Annotated in this window: 17 protein-coding genes and 2 tRNA genes; 4 read left to right on the top strand and 15 right to left on the bottom strand. The window is 71.2% G+C overall.

From position 1 onward, the window contains the following. Positions 1-296 precede the first annotated feature (296 nt). On the top strand, positions 297-1622 hold the full coding sequence (locus tag ACFYZ8_RS02575) for a cytochrome b/b6 domain-containing protein (RefSeq protein WP_388536761.1): 1326 nt from the start codon (positions 297-299) through the stop codon (positions 1620-1622). Continuing rightward, positions 1619-3232, top strand: coding sequence for an NADH-ubiquinone oxidoreductase-F iron-sulfur binding region domain-containing protein (locus ACFYZ8_RS02570; RefSeq protein ID WP_359031711.1), 1614 nt, complete (start codon positions 1619-1621; stop codon positions 3230-3232). Before ACFYZ8_RS02575 ends, ACFYZ8_RS02570 begins: the two co-directional genes overlap by 4 nt. A gap of 115 nt (positions 3233-3347) precedes the next feature. On the opposite strand, the gene ACFYZ8_RS02565 is transcribed toward ACFYZ8_RS02570, so the two are convergent. The 3 genes from ACFYZ8_RS02565 to ACFYZ8_RS02555 form a co-directional block, all read right to left on the bottom strand. Beyond that, positions 3348-3420 (bottom strand) — tRNA-Ala (locus tag ACFYZ8_RS02565). A 99-nt stretch (positions 3421-3519) separates the two neighbouring features. Beyond that, entirely contained in the window at positions 3520-3753 is a 234-nt protein-coding gene (locus ACFYZ8_RS02560) for a hypothetical protein (protein ID WP_003976229.1), read from the bottom strand. Positions 3754-3999: 246 nt separating this feature from the next. After that, positions 4000-5367 (bottom strand): MFS transporter, encoded by a 1368-nt coding sequence (locus tag ACFYZ8_RS02555; RefSeq protein WP_388536759.1) that lies wholly within the window; start codon positions 5365-5367, stop codon positions 4000-4002. Positions 5368-5592: 225 nt separating this feature from the next. Here ACFYZ8_RS02555 and ACFYZ8_RS02550 point away from each other — a divergent pair, with 225 nt between their 5' ends. Continuing rightward, the gene (locus tag ACFYZ8_RS02550) at positions 5593-6453 is read left to right on the top strand and encodes a helix-turn-helix transcriptional regulator (RefSeq protein ID WP_359031713.1); all 861 of its coding nucleotides are present in this window, start codon (positions 5593-5595) and stop codon (positions 6451-6453) included. On the opposite strand, the gene ACFYZ8_RS02545 is transcribed toward ACFYZ8_RS02550, so the two are convergent. From ACFYZ8_RS02545 to ACFYZ8_RS02515, 7 genes are all read right to left on the bottom strand, one after another. Beyond that, positions 6435-6507: transfer RNA gene (locus tag ACFYZ8_RS02545), tRNA-Ala, on the bottom strand. The genes ACFYZ8_RS02550 and ACFYZ8_RS02545 overlap by 19 nt on opposite strands. 105 nt (positions 6508-6612) lie before the next feature. Beyond that, positions 6613-7272 (bottom strand): histidine phosphatase family protein, encoded by a 660-nt coding sequence (locus ACFYZ8_RS02540; RefSeq protein WP_359031714.1) that lies wholly within the window; start codon positions 7270-7272, stop codon positions 6613-6615. Then, positions 7269-7712, bottom strand: coding sequence for a ribosome silencing factor (gene rsfS, locus ACFYZ8_RS02535; protein WP_359031715.1), 444 nt, complete (start codon positions 7710-7712; stop codon positions 7269-7271). Before rsfS ends, ACFYZ8_RS02540 begins: the two co-directional genes overlap by 4 nt. A gap of 112 nt (positions 7713-7824) precedes the next feature. Continuing rightward, positions 7825-9666: a LytR C-terminal domain-containing protein gene (locus ACFYZ8_RS02530; protein WP_388536757.1), complete on the bottom strand. Its 1842-nt coding sequence runs from the start codon at positions 9664-9666 to the stop codon at positions 7825-7827. Positions 9667-9682: 16 nt separating this feature from the next. Next, positions 9683-10321, bottom strand: coding sequence for a nicotinate-nucleotide adenylyltransferase (nadD, locus tag ACFYZ8_RS02525; RefSeq protein WP_388536755.1), 639 nt, complete (start codon positions 10319-10321; stop codon positions 9683-9685). A 79-nt stretch (positions 10322-10400) separates the two neighbouring features. Then, positions 10401-10565, bottom strand: a complete 165-nt coding sequence (locus tag ACFYZ8_RS02520; RefSeq protein ID WP_359031718.1) for a hypothetical protein — start codon at positions 10563-10565, stop codon at positions 10401-10403. A 129-nt stretch (positions 10566-10694) separates the two neighbouring features. Then, on the bottom strand, positions 10695-10853 hold the full coding sequence (locus tag ACFYZ8_RS02515) for a hypothetical protein (protein WP_086723901.1): 159 nt from the start codon (positions 10851-10853) through the stop codon (positions 10695-10697). A gap of 161 nt (positions 10854-11014) precedes the next feature. On the opposite strand from ACFYZ8_RS02515, the gene ACFYZ8_RS02510 reads away from it, so the two are divergent. Next, a complete protein-coding gene (locus ACFYZ8_RS02510) occupies positions 11015-12115 on the top strand; it encodes a M48 family metallopeptidase (protein WP_388536753.1) in 1101 nt (366 codons plus the stop codon). Positions 12116-12739: 624 nt separating this feature from the next. Here the strand turns inward: ACFYZ8_RS02510 and ACFYZ8_RS02505 are convergent. The 5 genes from ACFYZ8_RS02505 to proB form a co-directional block, all read right to left on the bottom strand. Next, entirely contained in the window at positions 12740-13810 is a 1071-nt protein-coding gene (locus ACFYZ8_RS02505) for a hypothetical protein (protein WP_388536751.1), read from the bottom strand. Between the two features lie 88 nt (positions 13811-13898). Beyond that, positions 13899-14474, bottom strand: coding sequence for a hypothetical protein (locus tag ACFYZ8_RS02500; protein WP_388536749.1), 576 nt, complete (start codon positions 14472-14474; stop codon positions 13899-13901). Between the two features lie 176 nt (positions 14475-14650). Next, positions 14651-15937 (bottom strand): glutamate-5-semialdehyde dehydrogenase, encoded by a 1287-nt coding sequence (locus ACFYZ8_RS02495; protein WP_388536747.1) that lies wholly within the window; start codon positions 15935-15937, stop codon positions 14651-14653. Between the two features lie 95 nt (positions 15938-16032). After that, the gene (locus ACFYZ8_RS02490; protein ID WP_388536745.1) at positions 16033-16605 is read right to left on the bottom strand and encodes a hypothetical protein; all 573 of its coding nucleotides are present in this window, start codon (positions 16603-16605) and stop codon (positions 16033-16035) included. Positions 16606-16788: 183 nt separating this feature from the next. Then, on the bottom strand, positions 16789-17895 hold the full coding sequence (gene proB, locus ACFYZ8_RS02485) for a glutamate 5-kinase (protein ID WP_359031860.1): 1107 nt from the start codon (positions 17893-17895) through the stop codon (positions 16789-16791). Positions 17896-17986: the final 91 nt, after the last annotated feature.

Raw genomic sequence — 17986 nt, 5'->3', positions numbered from 1 at the left:
GTACGGCACGCATGGCGTCAGAGTACCGCAGCCATTGAGCAAGCCGCGACGAGCTTACGTATGCCTCTTTGGCACCGGGTGCCGCACTCGCCGCCGCAGTCGAGCGCAACCGTCCGATCCGACAGGAACTGAATCAAGGTCAAGGATTACTTCGCGTAACAGCTACTAAGGGGCATCACTACAGCCCCACGGCCGTTTGATAACAACGCAATAACTCAAACGCCGTACCCATCGGTATGGCGCCACTTAGAGTGCGGCAGCGGGACCGCCTTCCCGAACCGCTCGGAGTTGCCCCCATGAACCCTCGTAGTAGCAACAACACGCTCCCCAGGACGGGCCGGTCGGCCTATGGGGTGGCGACGGCCGTCTTCCTGCTGGCCATCCCTCTGGTCGTGGTGTACGGAGGTGTCTGGCTTCAGGACTTCCTCAACTTCGGGGCGGGCGTGGTGACGCTTGTCCTGCTCACCTGCTCCGTGATCTGGGGCCTCGTCGCACAGGACCGGCTGATCCTCAACACCCGGCAGCGGATCGTCGCCCAGGGTGTGCACCGGATCACCGCGGTGGGCTCGATCGCGTTCCTTCTGCTGCACATCGGGATCAAACTCACCCTCGAGCACACGACGTGGATCGCCGCGTTCATCCCCTTCGGGCTCGGCTTCAGCAGCAGCGGGGGCCTCATAGGCCTCGGCACCCTGGCCGGCCAGCTCATGATCTTCGTCGGCATCACGGGCGCCCTGCGCAACCGGTTCGCGTCCCCTGCGCCGGTCGCGGCCCGCTGGCGGGCGATGCACATGCTGGCCTACCCCGCCTGGTGCGCCGGCCTGGTCCACGGCCTGTACGCGGGGCGCGCGGTCAAGGCCCCGATCTTCACGTACATGTACGCGCTCTGCCTGCTCGGCGTCATCGCGGCCCTCGCCCTGCGCGCGGCACCCCGCCCGTTCAAGCGCAGGATCACCGACCGGATCGCCGTGCTCCTCGGCGCCGAGGAGCGGCCGGGCCGTGAGGAACTGGAGGCCAGCCGGGCCAGGAGGGCCGCGGAGAGCGCCGCACCGGGCCGCGAGAGCCGCAGGGCGCCCGAGTCCGCCGGACGGCGCTCGGAGTCCGCCCTGCCCGGCTACGAGGGCCTCACCCAGACCGGCTCCATGCCCGCCTACCAGGCCGCCCCGGCCCCGGAACCCGCGGGCAGCGGGTTCGCCGCCGCCTATCGCGCCATGTCACCGGGCGCACAGCAGCCCTTCGACACCGGCCAGACCGCGCGCATGGACCTGCCCATGGACATGCAGGCCGCGACCGACCCCATCGCGCGCATGGACAGCAGCACCTCCGGCAGCTGGCCCATCCCGTCCCCGCCGCCGGTCGGCGAGGCACCCCCCTCCGCCTACGACCCGCTCCAGGACACGGGGTACAACATCCCGACCTATGGCGGTAATTCGGGCACGGCCAGCTATCTGACGGGTGATGTACGCGACACCGGTGAGTCGAACACCATGTACGGCACGTACAACCCGAACGACACGTACAACAGCGGTCCCGCCACTGATCCAACGCCCGGTCAGTCGTACGACTTCGACTCACCGGGATCGGGCGAACCTTGGAACACGCCTTCCGGAGGCTATAGGTGAACGAGGCCCTGCCCGACGTACCAGAAGTCCGCGTGGTCGGTCTTCCCCAGCTCACGTCGGGCTTCGACCTTGTCGAACGACTTGACCTGCCCATGCACCTCAAGGTGCACGGGCCGCTCGAACCCATGGGCGGCGAGCAGCTCGCGAAGCTGTCCGAAGCCATCAACCTGAAGGGGCGCGGCGGAGCCGGCTTCCCCTTCCACAAGAAGCTGCGCTCGGTCGCCGAAGCGGCCATCAAGCGCGGCGTCCGGCCGGTCGTCGTCGTCAACGGCAGCGAGGACGAACCGGCCTGCCGCAAGGACACGGTGCTCATCAACCGTGCCCCGCACCTCATCCTGGACGGCGCCCTGCTGGCCGCCGAGGCGCTCGGTGCCCGCACGCTCGTGATAGGCGTCACCCGGGAGTCCACCCAGCGCTCCATGGAGGCCGCCCTCGCCGAGCGCGGCCTCAGCAACGGCCGCAGATCGGCGCTACGCGCACGCGTGCAGCGCAATCCCGTCCGTATGGTCACCGGAGCGGCGGCCTCGCTGATCCGTTCCATCGACGGCGGCCCGGCCATCCCGCCCGGCCGCAAGGTCAGCGCCTCACAGAACGGCGTCGGCGGCGCGCCCACCCTGCTGTCCAACGCCGAGACCTTCGCGCAGCTGGCGATCGCCGCGCGCATCGGTCCGGAGCGCTACGGCAACACCGGTCTGTACGACGAGCCGGGCACCGTCATGCTCACGGTCTCCGGTGCCGTCGCGCGCCCCATGGTGATCGAGGTCCCCACGGGCGTACCGCTGCGCTACGTCCTGCAGTTGGCCGGCGCCCCGCCGGTCCCGCAGGGCGTGCTGACCGGCGGCTACCACGGCAAGTGGATCGACGCGGCGACGGTCAACGAGGCGATCGTCTCCCGCAACTCCCTGGACGCGGTGGGCGGTGCGCTCGGGGCCGGCGCGATTCTGCCGATCACTCAGGAGACCTGCCCGCTGGGCGAGTCGCTGCGGGTGGCGCAGTGGCTGGCCGAGGAGAGCGCGGGCCAGTGCGGGCCCTGCTACCTCGGTCTGCCGGCCGCCGCGCGCGGCATGGAGGACATCCTCAACGGCGGCGGCCCCGCCGCCCTGGAGGCGCTCAAGCAGGTCGCCAAGAACGTGAAGCGGCGCGGCGCGTGCTCGCACCCGGACGGCTCCGCGATGTTCCTGGAGTCGACCATCAAGGCGTTCACGGACGACCTGGCCGCCCATGTCCTCGGCAACGGCTGCGGACGGCCCGTGGAGGGCGTTCTGCCGCTCTTCGAGGGCGGGAAGATGCCGACGGGCATCCCGGGCGGCGGCGAGGCCGAGGAGACCGGTCCCAGCCGTCAGAAGATCTACGTCGACTGGACGCTGTGCCGGGGGCACGGTCTGTGCGCCGACATCCTCCCCGAGGTCTTCGAACTCGGCGCCGACGGCTTCCCGACGGTCGCGCAGGCCCAGGTACCGCGGTACGCCGAGGCGAAGGCTCTACGCGCGGTGCGTCGCTGCCCCGCGCTCGCCCTGCGCCTGGAGGACGAGTCCCCGCGCGACAAGGGCCCCACCCGCAACCTGCCGGTCCTGTCGCAGGGCCGCGGTCGCCGGGCACTGGGTCGCTGAGGCGGACAGCAGACGACTGAGGGGGCCACCCGAATCGGGTGGCCCCCTCAGTCGTAACTGCCTCTTAAAACAAGTGAATCCCGCCGGATCAAGATGACCCGGCGGGATCTTTCTGTGGAGCTAAGGAGATTTGAACTCCTGACCCCCTGCATGCCATGCAGGTGCTCTACCAACTGAGCTATAGCCCCATGTTGCGTGCCACCCGGTTTCCCTGGCGGCGACGCCAACATTACACGGTCCACCGGGTGGAACACCAAATCGTTTCCCTGCGGGCAGGGACCACGACGTCAAGCGGTCACGAACGAGTAGAACCGCTTCAGCGTGCAGTGTTCTTCGAGGAGCCGGCCATAGATCGGCTCGCCCTCGAGTTCACGGTACGTCTCGATGGGGTCGCCTTTTATGATCAGCGCCCGCGCGCACTCCTCGCACCAGTACTGGTAGTCGGGATTGACCGGCTCCATGTCCCGCACGATCGGCGTCCCGCTCCCGCACCAGTCGCACTTTCGCCTGTGTGCACCCATCGATCAGCTCCAGCTGTGGCCGCAGGCCGTGCACACGTAGGAGATTCCGCCGTTGTCGCCAAGTACTTGCGCCACATGGACAGAACCGCAGGAAGGGCAGATGAGGCGGACCGTCGTGTCCCTTGTCGACGCCGCTTCGCGGAGGTGGCCGCCCTCCACGAGGATGCTCGCAGGCATCACTACTCCCTCCCGTCGGGCCGCGCCCCCTTCCGGCCGTTTGATTCTGCCACGGCCGGACCAATACGGTCAGCGACGCCTGAGTACCAGTCCGGACACGGCGCCCACCGCGGCGGTCCCGGCCAGCGCGAACATGCACGCCAACAGCGCCTCCGCAGAGGTATACGCCTCAGAGGGGCCGAGTGACTCAAGTCGGTTCAAGAACAGTGTGCCGAAGCCCGCGACGCCCATCAGCTGGCCGAGCTGGGTGACCGTGGCCAGCAGTCCGCTGGCGTCCGCCGCGTGCCGGGGCTCCACCGTGGCCAGGGCCCCGGTGAGCGTGGGACTGAAGGCGAGCGCGAGCCCGGCGCCCACGCCGGCGTACGCGGCGTACAGCCCGGCGCCGCCCTCGCCGCCGTCCTTCAGCGCCAGGCCCACCCCGAGTGCGGCCAGCGCGGTGACCAGGAACCCGGCGGGCGTCAGCAGCCGCTGCCAGGACGCGGGCCAGTGCCGCCAGGTCAGTCCGACGATCCCGAAGACCACGGCGGTCGGCGCGAAGGAGAGCCCGGCCCGCAGCGCGCTGTAGCCGAGGCTGCCCTGGACGTACAGGGTGAGCGCGAAGAGGAAGCCGCCGTTGACGGCCATGACCGCCATGATCCGGAAGACGGCGAGCCCCATGCCGGGGTGTCGCAGAATGCTCGGCGAGATCAGCGGGGCGCCGCCGCGCCGCGCCAGCCGGGACTCGTAGCCGCAGAAACCCGTGAACAGGATCACGGCGGCGGCCAGGGACAGCCAGGACCACAGCGGCCAGTCCTCCTCCTGCCCGAGCACCAGCGGCACCGTGCACAGCGACACGGCCGCGCCGAGCAGCACCAGGCCCGGCAGGTCGAGGCCGCGTGTCCGGTCCCGGGGCGTGGGGCTGTCCCCGGGCAGCAGGACTCGAGTGCCCGCGGCCAGCAGGACGAGGCCCACCGGTACGTTCACGAGGAAGACCGGCCGCCAGCCCGTGCCGAACAGGTCGGCGCTGACCAGGACTCCGCCGACGACCTGCCCGGCGGCGGCGCCGACCGCGAGGACCGCCGAGTACGCGCCGAGCGCCTTCATCCGTGCCTCGCCGGTGAAGTTGCGCTGGATCAGACTGAGCACCTGCGGGATCATCACCGCCGAACCGGCGCCCTGCACCAGCCGGAAGACGATCAGCGCGGTGGCGCCCTGGGCGAGACCGCAGGCGAGCGAGGCCGCCGTGAACAGGGCGAGCCCGGCGAGGTGGACCCGGCCGTGCCCGAACCGCTCACCGAGCCGGGCGCCGGTGATCAGCAGCACCGAGTACGTGATGGCGTATCCGGCGACGACCAGCTGGAGTTGGGCGCCCGAGGCGTGCAGTTCCGTGCCGATCGTGGGGGTGGCGACGTTCACGATGAACACGTCGAGCAGCGCCATGAACTGGGCGGCGAGCACGAGCGCGAGTATCGGCCGGGGCCGGTTGTCAGTGGCGGGTGCTTCACTTTTCGCAGGTGGGGAAAAGGGCGCGGGATGCGGTCCCGTCCGGGGCGTTGTCGTCATGCCGTCGAGCCTGAGGACATTCCGGTACGGGTGCCGAGAGCCCGCCGATGCTGGTACTGCCAGCACCTGGCAAGCGCCGGGCGCGGCACCGAGGATGGTCGTGACGAGGGGGACGTGACGATGAGGACGACACAGCGACGACGGCCCGAGCTGGCCTCGTTCCTGCGCAGCAGGCGGGCCCGGGTGACCCCTGCCGACGTGGGCATGCCGCCGGGGCTCAGGCGCCGCACACCGGGACTGCGGCGCGAGGAGGTCGCACAGCTCTCCGGTGTGGGGGTGACCTGGTACACCTGGCTGGAGCAGGGCCGGCCGATCAACGCGTCCGCGCAGGTCCTGGACGCCGTGGCCCGCACCCTGCGGCTCGACCCGCCGGAGCGGGAGCATCTGTACCGCCTGGCCGAGGTGCCCTTCGACCCGGTCCCGCAGGAGCCGACGCTTTCGGTGGGGCCGGAGGTGCAGGGCATCATCGACGCCCTCGCCCCGCTCCCGGCGGTCGTCTACAACTCGCGGTACGACATCCTGGCCGTCAACCCCGTCTACCGCGCCCTGTTCATCACCCCGGAGATCGTCGACATAGGGGTGGCGAACGCGCTCTGGACGCTGTTCACGGTGTCCGAGGACGCCTGCCCGCTGCTGCACCGGGAGCGCGAGCTGCCGGTGATGGTGGCGACGCTGCGGTCCTCCTACGGCCGGCATGTCGGCGAGCCGGCCTGGGAGCGCTTCATACGCGCCCTGACGGCGGCCAGCCCGTACTTCGCCGAGCTGTGGGCGAGCGGCGAGGTGGTCCGGCCGGGACCGCGGGTGAAGACGTTCCGGCACCGGACCGTCGGCGAGCTGCGGATGACCTCGCAGTCGCTGTCGATCGACGGGATGCCCGAGTGCCGGATCGTGGTCTACACACCGGAGGACGCCGAGACACATGAAAAATCCCGCCTCCTGATGGAGACGGGATCCTCATTGAGTGGAGCTAAGGAGAATTGAACTCCTGACCTCCTGCATGCCATGCAGGCGCTCTACCAACTGAGCTATAGCCCCTTGCGTTCCTCCCGCTCGGCGGGCGAACAAGAAGAACTTTAGCCTGCGACCTGCCGGAAAGTGAAATCCGGTCCGGAGCCCGATCCGGAGCCCGGTCCAGAGCCTTCAGTCGTCGTCGCCGAGCACCGGCTCCGGGAGGGTGCCGGCGTTGTGCTCCAGCAGACGCCAGCCGCGGGCGCCCTGGCCGAGGACGGACCAGCAGCAGTTGGAGAGGCCGCCGAGGCTCTCCCAGTGCCGGGAGTCCAGGCCGAGCAGCCGGCCGATGGTGGTGCGGATCGTGCCGCCGTGGCTGACCACGACGAGTGTGCCGTCCTCGGGGAGCTTCTCGGCGTGCCGGAGCACCACGGGAGCGGCCCGGTCGGCGACCTCGGTCTCCAGTTCGCCGCCACCGCGGCGCACCGGCTCACCGCGCTTCCACGCGGTGTACTCCTCGCCGTGCCGGGCGATGATCTCCTCGTGCGTCAGTCCCTGCCAGACGCCCGCGTAGGTCTCGCGCAGGCCCTCGTCATAGGCCACCTCCAGGCCGGTGAGCGCGGCGAGCTCGGCGGCGGTGTTCGCGGCCCGCTGGAGGTCTGAGGCGACGATCGCGTCGGGCTGGAGGGAGGCCAGCAGCCGGGCGGCGCGGCGGGCCTGGCCGACTCCGGTCTCGGTGAGCTCGACGTCGGTGGTGCCCTGGAAGCGGCGCTCCACGTTCCAGGAGGTCTGGCCGTGCCGCCACAGGATGACGCGGCGGCCCCGGCCCTTGCGGTCGGCGGGAGCGGTCACCGCGGCTCCCCGAACTCGGCGGCGTCCTCCTCGGCCCGGAGCTTGGCGTGCTCCTCCGACTTGCCGCGGGTCGCCTTGGCGTCGGCCGGCAGCTCCAGCTCGGGGCAGTCCTTCCACAGCCGCTCCAGGGCGTAGAAGACGCGCTCCTCGCTGTGCTGGACGTGGACGACGATGTCGACGTAGTCGAGCAGGACCCAGCGGGCCTCGCGGTCGCCCTCGCGGCGCACCGGCTTGGCGCCGAGCTCCTTCGAGAGGCGCTCCTCGATCTCGTCGACGATGGACTTGACCTGACGGTCGTTGGGTGCGGACGCCAGCAGGAAGGCGTCGGTGATCGAGAGGACGTCGCTGACGTCGTAGGCGATCACGTCATGGGCGAGCTTGTCGGCGGCCGCCTGCGCGGCGGTGGTGACGAGCTCGAGGGAACGGTCAGTCGCGGTCACTACAAGGCTTTCGGTCGGTGGTCTCTTGACCCCAAGGGTCTCACGGTCCGCCGACGGCCCCCCACGTGATGGCTGAGATCACGCGGGGTGCCGCTGGGGGTCCGGGCCGGGCCTAGGAGGAGGAGTCCGGCTTGTAGTCCTGGCCGAGGACCACGGCGACGTTCGCGCTCGACGAGATCGTGCCCTTGGCGACGGCGCCGGCGGGCAGGCCCAGGGTCTTGGCGACCTCGGTGGCGTTCGTCTTGTCGGCGGGGTCGGCGTAGACGACCTTGGAGGTGGCCCGGGACGCGGAGGGCGTACCGCCGTCGATGAAGGTGAAGCCGCCGTTGAGGAGGACGACGCGGGCCTTCTCGGTGTTGTCCTTGGTACCGGTGGCGTTCTGGACCGAGACGCTGACCGCCGCGTCCTTGTCGGGGCTCTTCGCCTTGCCGCCGAGGACGTCCTTGACCACGCTCGCGCTGGCCGCCGCGCTCAGGGTGCCGTCCTGCTGGACGGGCAGCAGCGCGGTCTTGTAGTCGCCGCCCTTGGCGAGGTCGGCGAGCTTGGCGAGGAAGGTGCCGAGGTCCTTGTCGGTCAGGGACGGGTCGAGGATCTGGGCCAGGGTCTGCACGGTGGTCGTCGCGGCCGTCGGGTCGGAGGACAGCTTGCGCAGTACGCCCTGCAGGACCTGGCCGAAGCGCTCCAGCTGGGCGTTCTGGGCCTCGCCGGGGGCACGGTAGGTGGCGTAGGCGACGGCCATCTTGCCGCTGAGGGTCTGGCCCTTGCCCTTGCTCACCAGCGGGGCCTGGCCCTTCTTCTTGGCGTCGGGGTCGGGCACGGCGGTGTTGGTGTCGACGTCGATGTTGCCGACGAGGTCGACCAGGTTCTGGAGATAGGGGGTGTCCAGGCGCCAGGTGCCCTCGATGTCGGTGCCGAGGACGGTGTCGAGGGAGTCGACGGTCCCGGACGAGCCGTCGTCGTCGACCGACTTGGCGAGGGTCGTCGTGGAGCCGTCGTCGGCCGTCAGGACGAGGGAGTTGGGGATCAGGACGGTGGTGCCCTGCTGGGTGGTGGTGTTGTCGACGAGCAGCGCCGTGGAGGTGCCGCCCTTGGTGGTGTTGTGCAGGTGGACGACGATCACGTCGCGGTTCTGGGCGCTCGCCGCGACCGTGGTGTCCTTCTTGCTCTCCGTGTCCGAGAGGCCGGGCAGCTTGCCTGCGTACCAGAGGTAGCCGACCCCGCCCACCGCGACCAGGGCGAGGACGACGACCAGGGCGACGAGCCGGCTGCGGGCGCGGCGCTTGGCCTCCTCGCGGCGCTCGGTGCGGTTCTCGGTGAAGTTCAGCCAGTCGATGACGTCCTCGGAGTCCTGGTCCGGCTCCTCGACGAACGCGAACTGCGCGGTGTGGTACTGCCGTTCGTCCCCGTCGGCGGCCTCCGCACCGGTACGGCCGCCGGGACGGCCGGCTCCGGCCGGGTCCCCGTCGGCAGCGGGCCGGTAGCCCTGTCCGGCCTGAGGGCCCACAGGGTGCCCCTGGCCGGCCTGCGTTCCCTCGGCCGGCCCGCCCTGTTGCGGGATGTAGGCCGTCGGCTCGGCGACACGCTGCTGCCGGCCGCTCGCGGCGGCCCGGCCGTAGGGGTCGTACGCCGTCGCTGGACCGCCGCCCTGCCGGCCGCCGTCGGCATAGGGGTCGTAGGGCGGGACGGGCGCCTGCTGACCGGTGTCACCGGCGCCGTAGGGGTCGTAGGACGGGGCGGGGTTCTGGGTGCCCGATTCGTACGGCGTGGCCTGCCCGCGGTCCGTGGCGTACGGGTCGTAGCCGTAGCCCTGCTGGGCGTAGGGGTCGTACTGCTGCTGCGGAGCCTGTTGCGGCGGGACCTGCTGGTACACCGGCCGGCCGTACTCGTCGTAGCCGACGAGCGCGTACTGGTTGTCCTGGTCGTCGCCGTAGCCCGCGTCGTATCGGTCGTTCACCGGTGCCCCTCCCGACTCATTCGCCGCGGTACAGCTCGCGCTTGTCGATGTAACGCACGACTCCGTCGGGCACCAGGTACCAGACGGGGTCGCCCTTGGCGACTCTCGCCCGGCAGTCGGTGGAGGAGATGGCGAGGGCGGGGACCTCGACGAGCGAGACGCCGCCCTCGGGCAGCCCGGGGTCGGCCAGGGTGTGGCCGGGCCGGGTGACGCCGATGAAGTGCGCGAGGGCGAACAGCTCTTCCGTGTCCCGCCAGGTGAGGATCTGGCCGAGGGCGTCGGCGCCCGTGATGAAGAAGAGGTCGGTGTCGGGGTTGAGGGCCTTGAGGTCCCGCAGGGTGTCCGTGGTGTAGGTCGCGCCACCGCGGTCGATGTCGATGCGGCTGACCGAGAACTGCGGGTTCTCGGCGGTCGCGATGACCGTCATCAGATAGCGGTCCTCGGCCGGGGAAACCATGCGGTGGGTCTTCTGCCACGGCTGGCCCGTCGGTACGAACACCACCTCGTCCAGGTGGAACTGCGCGGCGACCTCGCTGGCCGCCACGAGGTGCCCGTGGTGGATCGGGTCGAACGTCCCGCCCATGACGCCCAGGCGGCGCTTGCCGGGGCTCGTCGGGCTGTTGCCCGGGCCGGTAGGCATGTCCTGCTCTCCCATGCGTGCAGACCCTACCGGCCGGGCCTGAGGGCACCGGCCGGAGGAGGACCGAAATGCCCCGCTTCGGGCACCGGGGGCCTCAGCGGTCGCGGTTGAAACGGGTGGTGATCCACAGCAGGAGCAGCAGGATGATGAAGGCGCCGCCGCCGGTCACCAGGGGGTTGAGGCTCTCGTGGTTGCCGCCGCGCTCCTCGCCCTCTGCGGCAAGGGTGACCAACTGGGCAGCGGTGCTGTGGAAGCTCATCTTCGGCAGGACCTATCCGGTGGGCGGGATAAAGACGTCGGCCCATGGTAAGCGGGCGCGGTGAGGGCGATCACGCCGACTCCACCATTGGGGGCCGGCGTCGGGACGGCGGGGAACCTTCGCCCTTTCTCACTCGTCCTTCCGCTTGTAACCCCGCAGCAGGAACCACGCGGTGAACGCACAGCCCACGAACATCACGACCAGTACCACCCGGAGCAGATTTCCGGCCCCTTGCTGCTCGGCGGCGCTCGCGGCCTCGGTGAGCCAGGCGGCCCGGGTGTGCTCCATGACGTGGACTCCTTCGCTGTACTGCCCGTCCACGCTATCTCCGCCTAGGCTGGGGTCTGCTTCGGGGGCGCAAAGGGCCGCACAAGGGTCCGCAAAGGATCAGAGCGGTCGAAGAGGCACAGCCACAGACGGCACAGCCAAAGACGCACATGGGGGAGAACATGTCCGACGACGGCCACCACAACAACGGACACGAGAACGTGCCGAGCAGGCAGCGCAGGCGCTTCCCGGGTATCTCCTCGCGTGCGTACGAGCACCCCGCCGACCGCTCCGCCCTGGTGGCGCTGCGCAAGCTGAGCGGTTTCGACACGGTGTTCAAGGCGCTCAGCGGTCTGCTCCCGGAGCGGAGTCTGCGGCTGCTTTTCCTGTCCGACTCGGTGCGCGTCTCCGACCAGCAGTTCGCGTACCTCAACGACATGCTGCGGGACGCGTGTTACATCCTGGACCTGGAGAAGGTCCCGCCGATGTACGTCACCCAGGACCCGCAGCCGAACGCCATGTGCATCGGCCTGGACGAGCCGATCATCGTCGTCACCACGGGTCTGGTCGACCTGCTCGACGAGGAGGAGATGCGGGCGGTCGTCGGGCACGAGGTGGGTCACGCCCTGTCCGGTCACTCGGTCTACCGCACGATCCTGCTGTTCCTGACCAGCCTGGCGCTCCGCGTCGCGTGGATCCCCCTGGGCAACCTCGCGATCATGGCGATCGTGACGGCGCTGCGCGAGTGGTTCCGCAAGTCGGAGCTGTCGGCGGACCGGGCGGGCCTGCTGGTCGGCCAGGACCTCAAGGCCTCGATGCGCGGCCTGATGAAGCTGGCCGGCGGTCACCATCTGCACGAGATGAACGTGGACGCGTTCCTGAAGCAGGCCGAGGAGTACGAGGCCGGCGGCGACCTGCGCGACTCCGTGCTGAAGATCCTGAACGTCCTGCCGCGTTCCCACCCCTTCACCACCGTGCGGGCGGCCGAGCTGAAGAAGTGGGCCGAGTCCAGCGACTACCAGCGGATCATGGACGGCCACTACCCGCGGCGCAGCGAGGACAAGGACACCTCGGTCACGGACTCCTTCCGCGAGTCGGCGGCGAGCTACGCGACCAACGTCAAAAGCTCCAAGGACCCCCTGATGAAGCTGGTCAGCGACATCGCGGGCGGAGCGGGCGACCTGGGCGGCAGGGTCCGGCGGGGCTTCGGCGGCTTCTCGAACTCGGCACCACGGGACGACGAGCCCCCGACGGACACCCCCCGCAACAACGAGGCGGACTGACCCACCAGCGACCCGCGGGGCGGTACCGCCATGCGACTACCGCCCCCACCGCACCGGCCCCACCACCGACCCGCCCCACCGGCCGACACCGAACGGCCCGGCCCACGGCCCAGCACCCACCGGCACACACCAACCGCCCGGCTCCCACCACGGAACGCCCGCGGCCCCCGCGCCTATCCGGCCTACAACCCGCCCACCCACCGACCAGCCACCACGCCCGCCCCCGCCGACCCGCATCCATCACTGCCCGCCCACCGGCCAGCACCCACCGGCACACACCAACCGGTATCCGCCGGCCCGCAACCCATCGGGCTGCACCCGTCGCCCCGCACCCACCGGTCAGCTGCGACCACACTCGTCCCCACCGGCGCACGTCCACCGGCGAACGCCACTCCGGCCCGCGCCTACCCGGGCCCGCACGCGCCGAGCCACAGCCCACCGACCGGTACCCACCGGGGAGCACCGCCGGACCACCCCCGACGGCCGCTCCCCTGGCCCACGCCCACCGGCCCGCACCCGTCGGCGCACTTCCCAGTGGCAGGCAGCCAGACGCGCGCTCACCGGAGAGCATCCGCCCGACCAGCCCGGCGGTCGTCGGCGTACCCCCCTCCCGCCCGCCCCCGCTCACACCTTCGGCTGCGCCCCGCTCGCCAGCGACCCGCACAGCGCCGTCGCGCTGCCCGTCGCGTACGGGTCCGTCCCCGCCGGGCCGCCCGTTTTCGCGGTCTGGCCGGCCAGCAGGGGGTGGAGTCGGTTCGTGGAGTCCTCCGCGCAGGACAGCGGCCCCGCCTGGACGTACGACACGACCAGCTGGGCCGTGTGCAGCCGCAGGTCGTCGCGGTCGAACCGGAAATGCAGCTCGCGCCGGACGGTGAACAGCGAGGTCTCCGCGGAGGCGCCCGCCCCGGCCGCCCTCAGCGCGTACACGAAGGTGTGGTCCGCCGTCACCTCCAGCGTCGAGGAGTCGGTCTCGGCGGCCTGGAGGCTCCCCTGCACCCGGATCCGGTCGTCCGCCAGCCGCGCCTGGGCGGGGTCGAAGCGCACCAGCCACCCGGTCGGCGCGTGCCGCCCGTCGGCGGCGGGATGGGCGAAGCTCTGGTCGAACTGGTCGAGTTGGTCCGTGTCGAGGAGCACCCGCACCGCACGGACCTGGTTGCCGGTGAGGACGTCCGGGTCGAGCGAGGACCGCACGATGTAGTCCTTGGCGGTGGTCAGCGCGGCCACGACCTGGCTGTCGGAGAAGTGCGCGGTGCGGCGGGAGGCCGGCAGCGGGATGCCCTTGGCGCCGACCCGGTACTGCGCGGCGGGGCTGTGCGCGTACAGGTACTCGGCGTCGGGGTGTCCCGGGACCCGGCCCGCGGGGGCCAGCGGGATGACGGTCATCCGCAGGGGCTCGACGGGCTGCCGGATCGCGGAGGTCTGGTAGGGATGCCGTACGCCCATGTAGATCGCGGTGCCGAAGGCGACGGCGATCAGCGTGACCAGGATCAGCACCTGCCGGGACAGTCCCCGGCGCATCGGCGGCCGGCGGCGTACGGCGGGCGCGTGGTCGGCCATGCGCTCCTGTGCCGAGTACTCCTGGAGGCGGGCAGCACGAACGAACGATTCGTCGAACACGACGGATCGGTACTCGTCCTCACCACCCACGGGGCCGCCCTCGGGTGTCCCCTCGGGTGGGTCTCCTGGCCCTCCCATATCTTCAGGGTAGGTCTCGGGAAGCTCAGGTAAACGCCTCGCCGTGCGACAACTTCTGACAGGTTCTCACCAGGACCGTCAGGGACCGTCAGGGCGTTCGCGGGACCGCGGAGACGGCCGGCTGGGCGGGCTGGGAGTAGTCGGCGGACGCCGAGGGCGTCACCGTGCTCCCCTGCTCCAGCCCGGTGGAGGCGGGCGGCGGGACCCGGTCGCGGCCGCCGGAGGAAGCGCCCCGGTAGACCGCCGTGAAGGCCAGCGCGACCATGCCGATGCCCATGACGAGGGCGAGCATCCAGGCCACGGGGCGATGCCAGCGGACCTGTTTGCCGTACATCCCGGGAGCGCCGTAGCGGCCTTCGAGGATCTCGGTGTCGTCCAGGTCGTCGAGGTCGGGATCATGGCCGAAACCGCCGGGTCCGAACCCCTCGTCGTACCGCTCGCGTCCGGGGTGTGCGCGGCGGACCTCGGCCTCGGAGGCCTCCGCTCTCGCCTGGGCGGCGGCCAGGAGGCGCTCGACGGCGGTCGGCTCGTGCACCACGGCCGCCCGTACGAAGGCCTCGTCGAAGACCACGGAGGCGAACTCTTCGTCCGACACCCCGCGGTCGTGGTCGTCGTCGGGCTCCCAGCCGTCAGGGAACGGCGTGCCCCCCACGTCCTCCGGCACGACTCCAGAGTAGACCTGGGGGGTCAATTTGGGCAGACGGTATGGAAATTCATCCGCCTGGTGAGACGCCGCCCGGGCACCACGGGGGCGGGCCCGGGGCGCATGCCGGACGCATATGCCCTGGCCGTGCGCCCCTTGGCGACCCGGCTCAGCGGATTCGCCTCAGCAGATCCGCCTCAGCGGCGGATGTGCCCGTCCCCGGTGACGATGTACTTCGTGCTCGTCAGCTCCGGCAGGCCCATCGGGCCGCGCGCGTGCAGCTTCTGGGTGGAGATGCCGATCTCCGCGCCGAAGCCGAACTGGCCGCCGTCGGTGAAGCGGGTGGAGGCGTTGACGGCGACGGTGGTGGAGTCGACCAACTGGGTGAAGCGGCGGGCGGCCTGCTGGGAGGTGGTGACGATGGCCTCGGTGTGGCCGGAGGTCCACAGCCGGATGTGCTCGACGGCCTTGTCGAGCGAGTCGACGACGGCGGCGGCGATGTCGTAGGAGAGGTACTCGGTGTCCCAGTCCTCCAGGGTGGCCTCGACGACGGTCGCCTTGGTGTCCTTCGCGTACGCCAGCACCCGCTGGTCGGCGTGGACGGTCACGCCGGCCTCGGCGAGGGCGTCCAGGGCCCGCGGCAGGAACTCGGGGGCGATGTCCTGGTGGACCAGGAGGGTCTCGGCTGCGTTGCAGACGCTGACCCGCTGGGCCTTGGAGTTGATCAGGATGTCGATCGCCATGTCGAGGTCGGCCTGGGCGTCGACGTAGACGTGGCAGTTGCCGGTGCCGGTCTCGATGACAGGGACGATCGACTCGGTCACGACCGTCTGGATCAGCGAGGCGCCGCCGCGCGGGATGAGCACGTCGACCAGGCCGCGGGCGCGCATCAGCTCCTGCACGCTCTCGCGGGACTGGCCGGGCACGAGCTGGATGGCGTCGGCGGGCAGTCCGGCCCCGCCGACGGCGTCGCGCAGGACCCGGACGAGGGCGGTGTTCGACTCGTACGCGGAGGCCGAGCCGCGCAGCAGGACGGCGTTGCCGGACTTCAGGCACAGGGCGGCGGCGTCGACCGTGACGTTCGGGCGGGCCTCGTAGATGATGCCGACGACGCCGAGCGGGACGCGGACCTGGCGCAGGTCGATGCCGTTGGGGAGGGTCGAGCCGCGGACGACCTCGCCGACCGGGTCGGGCAGGGCGACGACGTCCCGGACGTCGGAGGCGATCGCGCGCACCCGCTCCGGGGTGAGGGTGAGCCGGTCGATGATCGCCTCGCTGGTGCCGGCCTCGCGGGCCTTGGCGATGTCCTTGGCGTTGGCCTCGACGATCTCGCTCGTACGGACCTCCAGGGCGTCCGCGATGGCGAGCAGCGCGTCGTCCTTCTCGGCCCTGGGCAGCGGGGCGAGGTCGGCGGCGGCGGCCTTGGCCCGGTAGGCGGCCTGGACGACCGGGGTCATGGAGTCGTACGGCGAGAGCGAGGTCATAAGGGAAGGGTAGTGCGCCACGCGATGCCGTCCACCGCGCGTTCCACAGCCCGAGACGGGTCCCGCGGAACGCCCGGACCGCACAGAGCCCACGCTCAGAACGGGTGCGCCCCCACCGGTGTGGCCGGCGGCGGGCCGTACCCCTCGGCGATGCGCTGGTGGTAGGTCTGGCGGTCGATGACCTCCAGGCCGACGATCTCCCACGGCGGCAGTCCCGCGGTCTGGCGGTGCTCGCCCCACAGGCGCAGGGCGACGGCGGCCGCGTCGTGCAGGTCGCGGGCCTCCTCCCAGTACCGGATCTCCGCGTGGTCGTTGGCGTAGCGGCTGGTCAGCAGGAAGGGGTGGTCGTGGGCGAGCTGTTCGAGGGCGCGCCGGACCTCCTTCAGCGGGGCCTCGTCGCCGGAGACGCTGAGGGTGACATGCCACAGCCGCGGCAGCTCCCGGGGGTCCTCGGCCTCGTAGCGGTCACCGGCGGCGACGCTCGTCAGGGCCCGTTCCTCGCCGGTCGCGACGCTCGTCAGGGTCCGCTCCTCCCCGGCCGCCCGCGCGGCGGGACCGCCCGCCTCGCCCGTGGCTCGCGCGGTCTTCCCCCGGCGCGGCCCGGATCCGTCCCGGGAAGCCGCCGCACCCTCGTGGGACGTCGCTGCCCCAGGGCGCACTCGTCTCACGACGGCCTCCTTCATCACAGGTCGACCCCACGGGGCCGGGCGGAATGTGTCCCTGGGACAAAGTTGAGCAGGCCGCAAGGGCTTGTGGGGCGGTTTTGCGGAACGTCCACCTCAGGGCGACGCTCTTGGCGGGGCGTTCACCCCGTTTTCGGGCACGCCGGGCCTCGGGAGACGCGTGCGGCCTCAGGGGTGCAGGATCACCAGGTCGTCCCGGTGGACGACCTCCCGCTCGTAGGCCGGTCCCAGATCGCGTGCCAGCTCCCGCGTGGAGCGGCCGATCAGCTGCGGGATCTCCTTGGCGTCGAAGTTGACGAGCCCGCGGGCCACCGCGTGCCCGGTGCCGTCCCGCAGCTCGACGGGGTCGCCCGCGACGAACTCGCCCTCGACGGAGGCGATCCCGGCAGGCAGCAGCGACTTGCGGCGGTCCACGACCGCCCTCACCGCGCCGTCGTCCAGGGTCAGCGCGCCCTGCGGGGTGGACGCGTGCTGGAGCCACAGCAGCCGGTCGGCGGAGCGCTTGCCCGCGGGGTGGAAGTAGGTGCCGGTGTCTCCGCCGGACAGTGCCTCGGCCGCGTGGATCGTGCTGGTCAGCACCACGGGGATGCCCGCGGCTGCCGCGATCCGGGCGGCCTCGACCTTGGTGACCATGCCGCCCGTGCCGACGCCGGCCTTGCCCGCGCTGCCGATCTCGACACCCGCCAGGTCGGCGGGCCCCCGCACCTGAGCTATCCGCGAGGTGCCCGGTTTGCTGGGGTCGCCGTCGTAGACGCCGTCGATGTCGGAGAGCAGGACGAGCAGGTCGGCGTGGACCAGGTGGGCCACCAGGGCGGCGAGCCGGTCGTTGTCGCCGAAGCGGATCTCGTCGGTGGCGACGGTGTCGTTCTCGTTGACGATCGGGAGGGCGCCCATCGCGAGGAGCTTGTCGAGGGTGCGCGAGGCATTGCGGTGGTGGGCGCGGCGGCTCATGTCGTCGCTGGTCAGGAGCACCTGGCCGACGCGGACGCCGTAGCGGGCGAAGGAGGCGGTGTAGCGGGCGACGAGCAGGCCCTGGCCGACGCTGGCGGCGGCCTGCTGGCGGGCGAGGTCGCGGGGGCGGCGGCGCAGGCCCAGCGGGGCGAGTCCGGCGGCGATGGCTCCGGAGGAGACGAGGACGATCTCGCGTTCCCCGCCGCTGCGGCTCTTGGCGAGGACGTCGACGAGTGCGTCGACCCGGTCGGCGTCGAGGCCGCCGGCCGCGGTGGTCAGCGACGAGGAACCCACCTTGACGACGATCCTGCGGGCCTCGCCCACCGCCTGCCTTGCCCCTGCCACCTTGTGTCCTGTCCCCTCGCGCCAGTTCGGGTACCTCGCCCGCAATGTACGCGAAGGGGGCGCGGCGGCG

Source organism: Streptomyces sp. NPDC001668 (assembly GCF_042893155.1).
Classification (GTDB): Bacteria; Actinomycetota; Actinomycetes; order Streptomycetales; family Streptomycetaceae; genus Streptomyces.
The sequence above is the reverse complement of the archived record's forward strand: the minus strand, read 5'-3'. Positions and strand labels throughout refer to the sequence as shown.